A 12869-nucleotide genomic window follows, 5' to 3' on the forward strand; every position below is an offset into this window, starting at 1 on the left:
GCTGAACGTCAGTGAAGGGCCCCTTGCGGAAATCTGATTCCCGCGAGGGGCCCTTCACGGGCGTTCGAGGACGCGATAGTCCAGATCGGACAGCGGCGAATCCGGGTTGAGGACGACGCCGACCGTGCGCAGCGTGTCGTCGAGGATCGACCAGACCCAGCGGGCGAGCAGCTGGCGCAGATCGTCGCGGTCGATGCCGCGCGGGGTGTCCAGCCAGTGCGCCGTACTGGACTCGACCAACCCCACCAGCCCGTACGCGATCGTCTCGCCGACGCGCTGGTCCGCGCCGAAGAGGCCGAGGTAGTACTCGAACAGCACAGTCAACTGGCGGGCGATCGCGGTTTTCACGTCCGCGACGACGTCGCGCGGCCCGGTCACCGACTGCCGCATCAGGTACTGATACAGCGCGCGATGCTCGGAAAGCCATTCGATGTGCGCGCCGATCGTCGCGTGCACCATTTCGCGCGGAGTACCGGAAACTCCCCACAGCGGAGAGAATTGCGCGCCAATCATTTCCGCCGCGCGCAACGCGATAGCACGCTGCAGATCCGCGGTGTCGGCGAAATGCTTGTAAATGCGCGTGCGAGCGACGCCGGCCTCGTCGGCGATCTGCTCGGTGGACACCTCCGGCCCGAACCGGGCGATCGCGCGCATTCCGGCTTCCACGAATTCCCGGCGCCGGCGTTCGCGCTGCCCTGCCCACCGGGTGGCCCGCCCGTCGGGCGGAGTACCTGAGGACGTCATCCGCGCGAGTGTATCGCCGGGTCACATACCAGATACGGTGCTGTACCTGTTACTTTTTGTACCGAGGGATAACGGTCTGTGGTCGGGTTGCCTCGATGTGGCCCAGATCATGGGCCGGGAGTGCGTCATCGGCACGCGGGGAGCGAGTCGCGTCGATGAAGCGAGCGTCGCCCGCCTGGGCGACGTGCAGGGAGGAACACATGGACGGCGAACAGCACCGGCCCGAACTGTCCACCGGCCACCGGGTCACCTACCTGGTCGGCCAGCGCACCGGCAGGCGCCAGCTGTGCCGGCGCGGGGTGGTCACCGGAACCCCGGTCACCGACGACGCCACCGCGGTCACCTGGGTCCCGGTCCAGGTCGACGGCCAGGCGAGAGACGCGGATCCGCAGTGGATCGCGGCCGACGCGATCATCGACGTGGTGAGCGCGTCGTGAGCGCCGAGCAGGCCGTGGCCACCCCGATTTTCGACGGCGTGGTCGCCGAGGCCGGGCTCGACTGGTCCGAAGAGGACGTGCCCGAGGGCGCGGCGGACGAGAAGCCCGGCTCGGGCACGTAGCTCGTCCCGGCTGACAGCAGCACCGGTCCCGCTCCGGTGCGGTCTTCGCACGTCCGCACCCGGGTGGGCTCAGACCAGTTCGGGGTCACCGGTTTGTGCGGTCGAGACTGCACTCGTCCGGGTGAACTGCGCCTGGCCGAATGCCGGTGAACGCTGCCCGCTTCGCCCTCGCCGGAAGACCGGCAGCACCTTGCCGTCAAGCCTTCACCGATTCATCCAGGAGCACGCAAAGGATCAACGACGGGCTTCTTCCACATAACGCAGCACCGCGGTAACCTGCCGATCCGCGCTGTCATCCGGCGCTAACTCCAGTTTCGCGAAAAATGCTGCGAATATGTTTGTGCACCGCGCCGTCCGTTACCATGAGCCGTTCGGCGATGGCACCATTCCCCCATCCTTCCGCCATCAACGCCAGCACATCCCGTTCGCGCGGGCTGAGCCGTTCCAGCCCGGAATCCGCACGCGTCCGGGTCAGCAACTGCGCCACCACTTCCGGATCGATCGCCGTCCCGCCGTCGGCCGTCCGATTCGGCGCCGCCATGAACTCGGTGACCCGCCCGACGCGTTCCTTCAGCAGATACCCGAGCCGCGCGCTGCCCAGCAGATCAGTCGCGAATGCCTGCTCGACATACGCCGACAGCACCAGCACCGGCAAGCCCCGGACGTCGTCGACGATGCCCTCATCGGTGTGCGTCGGCGGCATCCGGACGTCCACGATCGCTTGTGTTTGTCCACTGCAGCAAGGAAATCGGCCGGGTTGCCGGTGGTCGCGACGACGTCGAGGCCCCTCGGCGCGCACAACAGCAGCGCGAGTCCTTCGCTCAGCAACGGGTCGTCCTCGGCGATCACAATCCGCATGGCAGGCTCACCGTCAGAGTGGGCGGTCCGCCGGCGGAACTCGCCAGCGCGAAGGCTCCGTCGAGCGCCTCGATCCGGCGGCGCATCCCGCCGAGTCCCGAGCCGCCGGACCCGAAACTCGCCGAGCACCTGCCGCTGATCGTGCTCGCCTGGACCAAGGGCCGCCTCGGCTATCCGATCTCGGAACGCCGGCGCGAACTCCAGGTCGTTCAGTAGTAAATCTGCCCCGGAACGCCACCGCCGGCCGCGATGGCGTCTCCGTTGATCGCCGCGCTGCGCGGAGACGCGAGGAACGCCACCACGTCCGCCACCTCGGCCGCCGTCACCAGCCGCCCGATGCTCACCCCGGCCGCGATGCTGTTTTCCAGCTCTGCCACGGAAATCCCCCGCGCCGCGGCGATCTCGGCGAACTTCTCCGGCGTCCGCTCGGTCACCGTGTAGCCCGGATGCACGACCGTCACGGCGATTCCCCGCGGCCCCAGCTCGTCGGCGAGATTCTTGGTCATCGCCGCGACCGCGACATTGCGAATCGACCCGAACGTCGAACTGGCCAGCCGCGCGTTGAGCCCACTGACGTTCACGATCCGGCCCCAGCCGCGCTCCCGCATCCCCGGCGCGAGCGCACGAGCGCACCGCAGGTAGCCGAGCACCTTGGTCTCGATCTCGAGGCGGAGGTCTTCGTCCCGCAGATCGTCGAGCGGCGTGCGAACCCCGCTGGAGGCCGGAGCCGCACAGTTGACCAGGACGTCCGCCGCCCCGAACTCCGCCTTGACCCGCTCCGCCATCGCCGCGACCGCAGCGTCGTCGGTGGTGTCCGCCGGAACCGCGATGACCTTCGTGCCGTGCCTGCCGAGGCTTTCCCTCGCAGCGGCAAGCGCTTCGCCGTCCCGGGCGACAAGCGCGAGGTCAGCCCCCTCCGCCGCGAGCACCTCGGCAACCGCCAGCCCGATCCCGCGGTTAGCCCCCGTGACGACCGCGCACTTGCCCTTCAACCCGAGATCCACGACTGCCCCCTGAGCGTCAACGCCGACGGCGAGGCTTACCGCGCCCGCCAGACTTGGGCACGCTCCGGCGACGGTCCGGTTCGCGCTGCTTTTTCTTGGCCGGTGCCGCCTTGCCCGTCTTCGCCCGCGTTTCCTGCTGTCCGCGAGTGCTGTTCACCGTGCGCCCGCGAACGATGCCGATGAACTGCTCCACGAGATCGCTGGTCTCGCCCTCCGGCCAGGACAACGCGACGCGCGACTGCGGTGCGTCCTCGACCGGCCGGTAGGTGAGATCACGCCGATGGTGCAACCGGGCAAGCGACTGCGGCACCATCAGCACGCCGACGCCCGCCGCCACCAGCTCGATCGCGTCGCCAGTCGTCTCCGGCCGCTCCAGCGCGGGCTTGCCCGGCAGTTCGTCCCACCCGAGCGAGTCGTCGAGCGGATGCAGCACGAGCTCGTCCGCGAGGTCCGCAATGGACACCTCGTCGGCCGCCGCGACCAGGTGATCCCTGGGCACGACGACCACTGTGGTCTCGGTGTAGAGCGGAATCGCGTGCAGCCCGTCGCGGTCCTCGGACAGCCGCAGCAGCGCCGCGTCCACCCCGCCCTCGCGAACGACGCCTGCGGCCTCGGCGGCAGCGACCGCGACCAGGTCAAGCGGCACTTCGGGATTGCGTTCGCCCCAGATCCGGACCCACTTCGCGGGGGTCGCACCCGGAACGTAGGCGAGCCGGAACGCCGAGGCCTGGTCGGCTCCTGTCACGTGGCAAGGCTACCGGCGCGGGGTCGCCGGTTACGCTGGTGGGCATGACGGCGCAGAAGACCCCCCAGACCATGAAGCCGGCGACGGCAGCGAAGAAGCTGGGCGTCTACCTCGAAGCGACCCCCGCAGAGTTCCGCGCGGGCGCCGTCTCGCGCGAGGAGCTGAACGCCCTGCAGACCGACCCGCCGGAATGGCTCCGCGACCTGCGCCGCAACGGCCCGCACCCGCGCCCGGTGGTAGCGGCGAAACTCGGAGTCTCCATCGGCGGCCTGGCCAGGGGCGGTGTCACCGAAGCCCTGACGACGGACCAGATCGAGACCCTGAAGTCCGACAACCCCACCTGGCTGCAACGCGAACGCGAAACCCAAGCCGAAGTCCGCCGCGAAGCCGCCCGGCTGAACGCGGAGAAGAACGACTAGTCCGTCCACTTCGGACCTTCCGGCGCGCCGCACGAGTCGGTGAGGGTTCCCCTCACGACCACCCCACCGCCCCGACGCACCCAGTGCGGCATCGGGGCGCTATCCCGGCACCCGCGAACCCCACCGCGACCAGGTACCCCACACCCGCTACAAACCCGCCGCGCGCGACGAACTCACCAAGCGCCCAACCCGCGGCCAGCGCACCCCACGAACGAGGCATCCACACCATCCCGCACCCCGATACGAAGCCCACCTGCACAATCAAGCTTCGGGGCACCCCGCCGCAACCCCAAAGCAATGTCGCCCCCAGGCGACGAGCCGTCACAACCACCCCCGCTCCTCAGCAACCCGAACCGCCCCCATCCGATTCCGGGCCCCGGTCTTGGCAATAGCCCCAGACAAATAATTCCGGACCGTCCCCTCAGACAAATACAAACTCCCGGCAATCTCCGCCACCGACCCCCCGCCCCGAGCCGCGATCAACACATCCCTCTCCCGGGCAGTCAACGGCGATTCCCCCGCGGCCAAGGTAGCCACCGCCAATGCCGGATCCACCACCCGCTCCCCTCGCATCACCCGCCGAATGGCATCCCCCAATGCCTCGGCAGGCGCATCCTTGACCACAAAACCGACCGCCCCAGCCTCCATAGCCCGCCGCAAATACCCGGCCCGCCCGAACGTCGTCAGAACAACCACCCGGCACGCAGGCGCCTGTTCAGCCAAAACCGCGGCCGCGGCCAACCCGTCCAACCCCGGCATCTCGATATCCAGCAACGCAACATCCGGTCGGTGCTCAAGCGCGGCCCCTGCCACCTCATCCCCCCGCCCCACCTGCGCAACCACCACAAAATCGTCCTCAAGATCAAGCAAGGTCCCCAACGCCTGCCGCACCAAGGCCTGATCGTCGGCGAGCAACAACCGGATAGTCACGCCACAGTCACCCGCAACCGCCACCCCCGAGGCCGAATCGGCCCCGCCTCCATCCGCCCGCCGGCCGCCACGACCCGATCCCGCAATCCGGACAACCCATTCCCCGAATCCGCGGAAGCGCCGGCACCGTCGTCACGGATCTCCACGGAAGAACCCGAAACAGTCACCGCACAAGCGGTAGCCCGAGAATGCCGGACCACGTTAGTCAACCCCTCCCGAACCACCCACCCGAACAACTCCTGATGCGGCCCGTCGACAGCGGCGGGAAGATCCGCACTAATCCCCGCGGCCCGCAACAATTCCCGTCCCCGCGCGAGCTCCCCGGCCAGCGTCACATCCCGGTACCCGGAAACCGCCGCCCGAACATCCGCCAGCGCCTGCCGGGACAACTGCTCAACCTCGCCGATCTCCTCGACCACCCGCTCGTCCCCCTTCTCCGCGAGCCGCCGGGCAAGATTGCTCTTCACGGTGATCGCGGTAAGCGAATGTCCCAAGAGATCATGCAAATCCCGCGAGATCCGCGACCGTTCCGCATCCGCGGCCAACCGCTGCACTTCCGCCCGCGCCTGCACTAACGCCCGGTTCGCCCGCAACGCCTCCGCGAACGCGACGACCACCAACACGGTGAACACCAACGCCGCGGCCTGCGCCCACCCCGGGTCCGCACGCCAAACCGCCCACGGCACCACCACAGTCGCTGCCGCCGCGACCGGCACGATGACCGCACCCCAGCGCGGCAACCGCGGAACCGCGAGCGAAACCACCACGGCAAGCAGGTAAAAGGCATTCGCCCGGGCGATCGGCAGCACGACGGCGAACAGCACCGTCAACACCCCGGTCAGGATCCAGAAAAGCCGGCTCCGGAACCGGTAAGCGGCGACGGCCGCCCCGATGTAGCACACGCAGAACGCCAGCAGCGCCACCACCGCCGCCGGCCGCTCTCCCGTCTGGGCGAGGACGATCAGCGGGTACACCAGGAGGCCGGCGTCCAGCACGAGCCGACGCCAGCCCAGTACCCAGCGTTGCGCGTCGGAATCGGGGCCGCGGTCCACGTCCGGCACGCTACTCGGAGACCAGCGAACGCACGTGCCCTCCGTTGACCAGGACGACCACCGCCAGCAGCAGCACCCCGCAGACGCCCTGCTCAAGCCGGACCCACAGCGGCAGGAAGCCCGGAATCGACACGATGACGACGATCGCGACCGTCATCACCGCTGACACGATCCGGAGCCGCAGCAGCCCTCGTTTCGACCCGCGAGCCGCGCTTCTCGCGAACAGGAACGTCAGCAGCGCGCTCGCCGCCACAATCGTGGCCCGGACCCAGACGACGTCGGTGACCATCGACGGGTCGTCGCGGAGGAGGAAGATCGCGCCGAGGGTGAGCACGCTCAGCGCCAGGTAGGCCCCGGTGAGGACGCGGACCGCCCTGATCCGGGGATGTTCGGAAACCGTTGCGGGGCGGGAGGTCATGACTGTCCTTTCCAGACCGTGAATCGGCCCGGAGGTCCGGTGCCGCGTGCCCGTCCCATGGTGGTGCGGACGGGCAAGCGAGCCGTAGTGTCACCGCGCACCGGTGCGCGATGACATTTGTCAGAACCCGGTCATCCGCGACGTCAGCGGGCAGCCGTGAGCTTCGGCCCGATCGCCGCGCCGACGATCACGAGCACCCCGCCGAGGAGGAGCAGATACGCGCCGAGCCCGATCTTCGACAGATCCTCGTAGAACATCGCGATGATCCCCGCGATGTGGAAGAGCAGCATGACCGTCGCCCGCCCCGCGAAGACGGTGCGGTACCACCAGAAGTTCGGCGGAGTGAGTTCCCGGCGGCGGATCCCGCTGAACCAGTACGCGGACCTCTTCGTGCGCAACGCGCCGAGCGTCCACGGGAGAGTGGACAACAACGTCCCGGCGATCAGGATGAAGGCGAGGAACCGCACGTACATCGCGGCGAAGCTGTCCATGCCGGACGTCATCTTGCTGAAGGCGTCGAGGAAGGTGACCGAGGCGGTTTGGGAGCCCAGGGTGAACGTGACCCAGGGGATGAAGAGGGCGACGACCTCGAGGATGCCGCCGAGCGCCACCGGAATCGCGCCGAGCCCCGCGGTGGTGAGCGGCTGGTTTTGGGGCAGGAAGCCCTGGCCGGGTTGCGGTGCGTAGCCGGTGCCCGGCTGCTGGGGCGGATAACCCGGCTGCTGTGCTGGATAACCCGGCTGCTGGGGCGGGTAACCCGCCTGTTGTGCTGGATAACCCTGCTGGCCGGGGTAGGCAGCTTGACCAAGGTAGGGCTGGCCCGGCTGGAACTGACCGGGTTGCGGCTGGCCCGGTTGCCCGGGGTACTGCCCCTGCCCGGGGTGCTGTCCCGGCTGCGGTTGCCCGGGGTACTGCCCCTGCCCGGAGTGCTGTCCCGGCTGCGGCTGCCCAGCCTGCCCCGGCTGCGGCTGCCCGGCCTGGCCCGGGTAGGACCCCGGCGCGGGCTGGCCCGGGTACTGCTGCGCGGGCTGCCCGTACTGCGGAGGCTGCCCAGGCTGCTGCGGATAACCCGGCTGAACTCCGGGCTGCTGCGGATAACCGGCGCCCGGCGGAGGCGGCTGCCATCCCGGCGGGACCGCGCCCGGCTCCTGCGGCGTGCCCGGCTGCTCCTGTGGACCCCCTGAGGTACTCATGGCCGCCGATGGTAACTGCCGCGCCGACGCGGCGATCGGCGAAAGTCCGGCTCGGCCATGACGAGTCCGCACAACGGGACCGATCGGCTCCCCGAACGCCGCACAACGGGCCCGATGAGCAGGCCCATCGCCGAAACCACGCCCGGAGAGCCACCCACCGGAACCACTGAGCCAGCCGCCTGGCCGAGTGCTTCCCAGCCCGGCCAGCGCCGCGCATCCAGGCGCGGCGCGGACCGGTCTCACCCGGCAAAGTCACCGGGCAGCGCGCAGGATCAGTTCCGCCACCGCCTCCGGCCGCGAAACCAGCACCGCGTGCGAAGCGCCCTCCACCTCGACGACCTCCGCCTCCGCGCGTTCCGCCATGAAACGCTGCGCCGCGGCCGGGATGTTCTTGTCCGCGGTCGGGATCAGGCTGTACACCGGCAAGTCCTTCCACGCCGGTGCGGGCGAGGCCTCGTCAAGGGCCGCCGCGGCGATCGGGCGTTGGCCTGCTGCCATCTGGCTGGCCGGTGCGGCCGGGAACTGCTGGCGGGAACAGGTCCTGCCGGACATAAAGGTCTACGCCGTTCGACAGGGCGACCTGCTCCAACGTCTCTCCGAGGGTGCCGCCGGGGAACTTTCCGGCCAGTTCGCCCACGCTTTCGCCCTCGTCCGGGAGGAATCCCGCGATGGAGACCAGCGCCCGCACCCCGTCGCGGCGGCCGAGATCACCGAGCCGCCGTAAGAGTGGCCGGCCAGGACGATCGGGCCCTCGATGCGGTCCAGCAAAGACCGCACGTAGGCGGCGTCCTCGGCGACTCCGCGCAGCGGGTTCGCTGCCGCGATCACCCGGTGCCCGGCGGCTCGCAACCGCTCGATCTCCCCGTTCCAGCTGGACGAATCCGCAAACGCGCCGTGCACCAGAACGACAGTGGCAGTCAGGAGGTCCTCCGCGGAGAAAGTTCCGAACGGGACCAACAGTACAACTAAGTTGTGCACAATCACGTTGCACTCAATGAGACCTGGGTCACGGCTCCCGGTAGGCGCGCGGCGGGGTGCCGAGCAGGCGGCTGAACATCGTCGTGAAGGCGGCCGGGCTTTCGTATCCGAGGGTGACCGCGATGTCGGCGACCGGAAGGTCCGCGGCCAGCAGCGGGAGCGCGTACAGCACACAGGCCCGCTCGCGCCAGCGCGCGAAGCTCAGGCCCGTTTCGGCGCGGAACAACCGGTGCAGCGTCCGTTCGCTGACGTGCAGTGCCTCCGCCCAGCGAGACGGCGGATCGTGCACATCGGGAGCGTCCGAAAAGGACCGGCACAGTGCGCGCAAGCCCTCGTGCCGCGGCCACGGGAGTTCCAGCGGCAACGGAACACAGCGGGAAATTTCTTGCAGCAGAAGGGAAATCAGCGTGGCATCGCGACCGCGGCGAGGGTACTCCGGTGCGACGTCCACGGCTTCCCGGAGCAATTCCCGCAGCAAGGGCGAGACGTCGACGGCCTGGCAGCGGCGCGGGAACCACGGCACCGCGGAGGGTTCCAGATACAGGCTGCGCGTGGTCACGTTCATCATCACGACGCTGTGGTCGGTTTCCGGCGGGATCAGCACCGCGCGCCGCGTCGGGACGGTCCAGGTTCCGTCGGCCGTTCCGACCCGCATGGCGCCGGTGGCTCCGTAGAGGAACTGCGCGCGGCGATGGCGGTGCGGCGGCAGGAAGTGGTCCGGCGGATAGTCCGTGCTGATCGCGAGCACGGCCCGCGGCAGGGCGTCGACCTCGGACAACGGAACGTTGCGCATGCCTACAGAGTAGGTGTCCGATCCTCGAAAGAATCTGGCGAATCTTCGGATGCGCGCCGCACCCGGCACGGCCTACCTTGAAGCCAGTGTCGACCTCGATCCTGATTCTTCTGCTCTTCGGCTGCCTCAGCGGCGTCACAACCGTGCTGTTCGGTTTCGGCGGCGGATTCGTCACCGTGCCGGTGGTCGCGGCGGTCACGAGCCGCGGCGACGCGATGCATGTCGCAGTCGCCACGTCTACCGCGGTGATGGTGGTGAACGCGGTCAGCGCGACCGTCGTGCAAGCCCGGGCCGGACGTCTCCGTCGCGACTACATCTGGCCGCTCGCCGCGTTCGTCGCGATCGGCGCCGGCATAGGTTCGGTGGCCGCCACCTACGCGGGGGACGGACTGTTGCGCGTCCTGTTCATCGGCTACCTGGCAGTGACCATTGTGGACAGCCTGGCGCGCGGCGGATTCCTTAAACCGCAAGGGGAACCCAAGCCGCTGAGCACCTTCACGACTACCGCGGGCGGGGTCGGCATCGGTGCGGTGGCGAGTTTTCTCGGGGTGGGCGGCAGCGTCATGACGGTGCCGTTGCTGCGCCGCAAGGGACTGCCGATGGCGGACGCGGCGGCGATGGCGAACCCGCTCAGCGTGCCGGTCGCGGTGGTGGCGACCGCGGTTTACGCGACAGCGGGCAGCGGGCCGTCGGGGTACCTCGATCCGATCTCGGGTGCGGCGCTGCTGGCCGGTTCACTGCCGACGATCGCGCTCGTCCGCCGGGTCGCCGACCGGTTGCCGGACAAGGTGCACGCCGTCGCCTACGTGGTGCTGCTGGCGGCGGCGCTGATCGCGGTCGCGGTCAGCTGAGCACCGACCGGACGGTGTCCTCGTCGCGCGCGACGACCGTGGTGCCGTCGTCGGCGGTGATGATCGGACGCTGGATCAGCTCCGGGTGCCCGGCGAGCGCGGCGATCCACCGTGGACGGTCCCGCGGGGTCCGGGACCAGGATTTCAGCTCGAGTTCACCGGCGATTTTCTCGCCGGTGCGGGTGATGTCCCACGGGTCGAGGCCGAGCCGGTCGAGCACCGCGACGAGTTCCGCCTCGGTCGGCGGGTCCTCCAGGTAGCGGCGCACGGTGTACTCCGCGCCCGCCTCGTCGAGCAGCGACACCGCCGAGCGGCACTTGGCGCACCGCGGGTTCACCCAGATCTCCACCCGCGCAGTTTACCCCGCGTGGTGTTGCGGGCGGAGTCCTTGGCAGGCAAGAGTTCTTCGGTGCGTCCTGGATCACTTGCCCGGACCGGGTGGAACGGGCGTACCGTTCGTACATGACCCTGCCGATTACCACCGACCGTCTCGTGATCCGGGACTGGACGACTGAGGACGCCGAAGCCGCGTATCAGATCTACGGCTCTTCCGACGTGACGCATTGGCTCACTCCCGCGATGGACCGGGTGTCCGATGCCGCCGCGATGCGGTCGGTGTTGCAGGCCTGGCAGGAGGCACAGCCCAATCTGATTCCGCCTCGGGGGCGGTGGGCGGTGGAGCTGCGTTCCGACGGCCGGGTCATCGGGGGGCTGGGGATTCGGTTGCTGCCTCCCTATCGGGAGGATTTGGAGTTGAGCTGGCAGTTGCGGCCCGAGGAGTGGGGGCACGGGTACGCGACCGAGGCCGGGCGGGCGTTGGTGGAGTGGGCGTTTTCCCAGGACGGGACGGATGAGTTGTTCGCGGTTGCCCGGCCTAGCAATTCGCGGGCGATCGCCACTGCGGAGCGGATCGGGATGCAGTGGGTGGGGGAGACCACCAAGTACTACGAGTTGAGGTTGCAGGTTTACCGGGTTCGGCGGGGGGATGTTGTCTGAGGCCTCGCGGGGGTTGCCTCGGTTGCGGTGTCGTGAGGGGAACCCTGGGGGAATCTGAGTCCCTGCGGGTTCCCCTCACGACCGGCTCGGCTGCCTCCGGGAGGGCGTTGGATCGTCAGCGGGTGGCGGCGGCGGGAGTCCAGAGGGCGTCGATTTCTCGTTCCGCGGCGGCGAGGCTTTCTTCGGCATGCTGGCGGAATTCCGCCAGCGCCGGGTTGACGCCTGCCATGGTGAATTCCGCGGTGATGAAGCGCGGTTCCAGACCGGTCAAGGAAAGGCCGTGGGGCAGCCAGCCTTCTGCGTGGTCCCAGCCGTGGCGAGGGGCGCCTTCACCGTAGCCGCCGCCGCGGCTTGCCAGTACCAGGAGTTCCCGGCCGGAGCCCAGGACGGACGGGTCGTCGCCCGCGGCGGCGATCAGACGGTCCACCCAGGCTTTCACCGAACTGGGGGCGCCGTAGTTGTAGAGCGGCAGTCCTAGCAGCACGGTGTCCGCGGCCAGCACTTCCGCGGCCAGTTCTTCGCCGATTCGGGCGGCTTCGCGGTGGTCTTCGGTGTGCTCGGACGCGGGCGTGATGCGGGCTTCCCAGGCCAGGGGGTCCAGGTGCGGAATGGGGTTCGCGCCCAGATCTCGGTAGGTCACCGTCCCGTCCGGATGAGCCGCGAGCCAGGCTTGTGCGGCGCGAGCGCTGAGTTTGCGGCTCACCGAGCGGTCGCCGTTGATGCTGGAGTCAAGGTGCAGCAGGTGTGCCATGTCGATGACCGTCCGTAGATAGTTTGCGTAAGACAAACCATTTATAGCACGGCAGCCACCCGGACTGTCTCGTAGACTGGACACATGGTTCCGCTGCCGCTCGTCGCCCAGGCTCCGCGCAGGTCTGGTGCGTTGCTCGAGCACTTCGCGCGCCGGATCCGGCTGCGCGCGGAGAGCGTGCTCGCCCCGTTCGGGCTGCGGCCCCGGCATCTGATCGCCCTGACCGTCCTCCAGACCCGCGGTTCCAGCACCCAGCAGTCCCTCGCGCAGATCCTCGAGATGGACAGCACCAACGTCGTCGGCCTGCTCAACGATCTCGAAGCCGACCAGCTGATCGAGCGGCGCCGTTCGCCGGAGGACCGCAGGCGGCACGTCGTCGTGCTGACCGAGCGTGGCGCGAAGGAGCTGGCCCGGGCCGAGGCGGCGCTCGCGGCGGTCGAGGACGAGGTCTTCGCGGCGCTCGATCCGGATCAGCGCGAGCAGCTCTACAACTTGCTGTTGCAAGCGGCTTCCGGAACGGTCGACAGCAGCTCCTGCACCGAGGAGCCTCCGCCGACCTGCTGACGGGAGGGGCAGCG

General features: G+C 69.1%; 17 protein-coding genes and 2 pseudogenes. 7 read left to right on the forward strand and 12 right to left on the reverse strand.

Annotated features, from left to right (window positions below):
• Window positions 1–54: 54 nt before the first annotated feature.
• Entirely contained in the window at window positions 55–744 is a 690-nt protein-coding gene (locus BM362_RS19850) for a TetR/AcrR family transcriptional regulator (RefSeq protein ID WP_067591599.1), read from the reverse strand.
• 200 nt (window positions 745–944) lie between these two features.
• On the opposite strand from BM362_RS19850, the gene BM362_RS19855 reads away from it, so the two are divergent.
• Window positions 945–1181 (forward strand): hypothetical protein, encoded by a 237-nt coding sequence (locus tag BM362_RS19855; protein WP_198545583.1) that lies wholly within the window; start codon window positions 945–947, stop codon window positions 1179–1181.
• Complete coding sequence (locus BM362_RS49975; RefSeq protein WP_280142734.1) at window positions 1178–1303, forward strand: hypothetical protein; 126 nt, start codon at window positions 1178–1180, stop codon at window positions 1301–1303. The genes BM362_RS19855 and BM362_RS49975 overlap by 4 nt, the downstream gene beginning before the upstream one ends.
• A gap of 234 nt (window positions 1304–1537) precedes the next feature.
• Here BM362_RS49975 and BM362_RS19860 read toward each other — a convergent pair.
• A pseudogene (locus tag BM362_RS19860) lies at window positions 1538–2131 on the reverse strand (LuxR C-terminal-related transcriptional regulator).
• 48 nt (window positions 2132–2179) lie between these two features.
• Between BM362_RS19860 and BM362_RS50600 the strand changes: the two are divergent.
• On the forward strand, window positions 2180–2377 hold the full coding sequence (locus tag BM362_RS50600) for a hypothetical protein (protein WP_425285713.1): 198 nt from the start codon (window positions 2180–2182) through the stop codon (window positions 2375–2377).
• Here BM362_RS50600 and BM362_RS19865 read toward each other — a convergent pair.
• A complete protein-coding gene (locus BM362_RS19865) occupies window positions 2371–3165 on the reverse strand; it encodes an SDR family NAD(P)-dependent oxidoreductase (protein ID WP_067591608.1) in 795 nt (264 codons plus the stop codon). The genes BM362_RS50600 and BM362_RS19865 overlap by 7 nt on opposite strands.
• A 16-nt stretch (window positions 3166–3181) precedes the next feature.
• Window positions 3182–3910, reverse strand: a complete 729-nt coding sequence (locus tag BM362_RS19870; RefSeq protein WP_093574132.1) for a LysR family substrate-binding domain-containing protein — start codon at window positions 3908–3910, stop codon at window positions 3182–3184.
• 44 nt (window positions 3911–3954) lie between these two features.
• Here BM362_RS19870 and BM362_RS19875 point away from each other — a divergent pair, with 44 nt between their 5' ends.
• Window positions 3955–4329: a DUF5997 family protein gene (locus tag BM362_RS19875; RefSeq protein WP_093574133.1), complete on the forward strand. Its 375-nt coding sequence runs from the start codon at window positions 3955–3957 to the stop codon at window positions 4327–4329.
• 321 nt (window positions 4330–4650) lie between these two features.
• On the opposite strand, the gene BM362_RS19880 is transcribed toward BM362_RS19875, so the two are convergent.
• The 6 genes and pseudogenes from BM362_RS19880 to BM362_RS19910 all read right to left on the reverse strand — a co-directional run bounded on the left by BM362_RS19880 (window position 4651) and on the right by BM362_RS19910 (window position 9693).
• The gene (locus BM362_RS19880; protein ID WP_067591808.1) at window positions 4651–5259 is read right to left on the reverse strand and encodes a response regulator transcription factor; all 609 of its coding nucleotides are present in this window, start codon (window positions 5257–5259) and stop codon (window positions 4651–4653) included.
• Window positions 5256–6311, reverse strand: coding sequence for a sensor histidine kinase (locus tag BM362_RS19885; RefSeq protein WP_232791948.1), 1056 nt, complete (start codon window positions 6309–6311; stop codon window positions 5256–5258). Before BM362_RS19885 ends, BM362_RS19880 begins: the two co-directional genes overlap by 4 nt.
• A gap of 10 nt (window positions 6312–6321) precedes the next feature.
• On the reverse strand, window positions 6322–6729 hold the full coding sequence (locus tag BM362_RS19890) for a hypothetical protein (protein WP_067591617.1): 408 nt from the start codon (window positions 6727–6729) through the stop codon (window positions 6322–6324).
• 143 nt (window positions 6730–6872) lie between these two features.
• Window positions 6873–7922 carry a polyadenylate binding domain-containing protein gene (locus tag BM362_RS46895; RefSeq protein ID WP_143132458.1) on the reverse strand — a complete coding sequence of 350 codons (1050 nt, stop codon included), beginning with the start codon at window positions 7920–7922 and terminating at the stop codon, window positions 6873–6875.
• A 252-nt stretch (window positions 7923–8174) separates the two neighbouring features.
• Window positions 8175–8906: pseudogene (locus BM362_RS19905) on the reverse strand (alpha/beta fold hydrolase).
• A gap of 22 nt (window positions 8907–8928) precedes the next feature.
• The gene (locus BM362_RS19910; protein ID WP_093574136.1) at window positions 8929–9693 is read right to left on the reverse strand and encodes an AraC family transcriptional regulator; all 765 of its coding nucleotides are present in this window, start codon (window positions 9691–9693) and stop codon (window positions 8929–8931) included.
• Window positions 9694–9779: 86 nt separating this feature from the next.
• Between BM362_RS19910 and BM362_RS19915 the strand changes: the two genes are divergently transcribed.
• Window positions 9780–10544, forward strand: coding sequence for a sulfite exporter TauE/SafE family protein (locus BM362_RS19915; protein WP_067591623.1), 765 nt, complete (start codon window positions 9780–9782; stop codon window positions 10542–10544).
• Here the strand turns inward: BM362_RS19915 and BM362_RS19920 are convergent.
• A complete protein-coding gene (locus BM362_RS19920; protein ID WP_067591626.1) occupies window positions 10537–10893 on the reverse strand; it encodes an ArsC/Spx/MgsR family protein in 357 nt (118 codons plus the stop codon). The genes BM362_RS19915 and BM362_RS19920 overlap by 8 nt on opposite strands.
• Before the next feature lie 113 nt (window positions 10894–11006).
• On the opposite strand from BM362_RS19920, the gene BM362_RS19925 reads away from it, so the two are divergent.
• Window positions 11007–11540, forward strand: a complete 534-nt coding sequence (locus BM362_RS19925) for a GNAT family N-acetyltransferase (RefSeq protein ID WP_067591629.1) — start codon at window positions 11007–11009, stop codon at window positions 11538–11540.
• Between the two features lie 115 nt (window positions 11541–11655).
• Here the strand turns inward: BM362_RS19925 and BM362_RS19930 are convergent, their stop codons facing one another.
• Complete coding sequence (locus BM362_RS19930) at window positions 11656–12291, reverse strand: FMN-dependent NADH-azoreductase (RefSeq protein ID WP_067591633.1); 636 nt, start codon at window positions 12289–12291, stop codon at window positions 11656–11658.
• 84 nt (window positions 12292–12375) lie between these two features.
• Between BM362_RS19930 and BM362_RS19935 the strand changes: the two genes are divergently transcribed.
• On the forward strand, window positions 12376–12855 hold the full coding sequence (locus BM362_RS19935; RefSeq protein ID WP_093574137.1) for a MarR family winged helix-turn-helix transcriptional regulator: 480 nt from the start codon (window positions 12376–12378) through the stop codon (window positions 12853–12855).
• Window positions 12856–12869: the final 14 nt, after the last annotated feature.

The sequence above is a fragment of the Amycolatopsis rubida genome, from assembly GCF_900115345.1.
Taxonomy (GTDB): domain Bacteria; phylum Actinomycetota; class Actinomycetes; order Mycobacteriales; family Pseudonocardiaceae; genus Amycolatopsis; species Amycolatopsis rubida.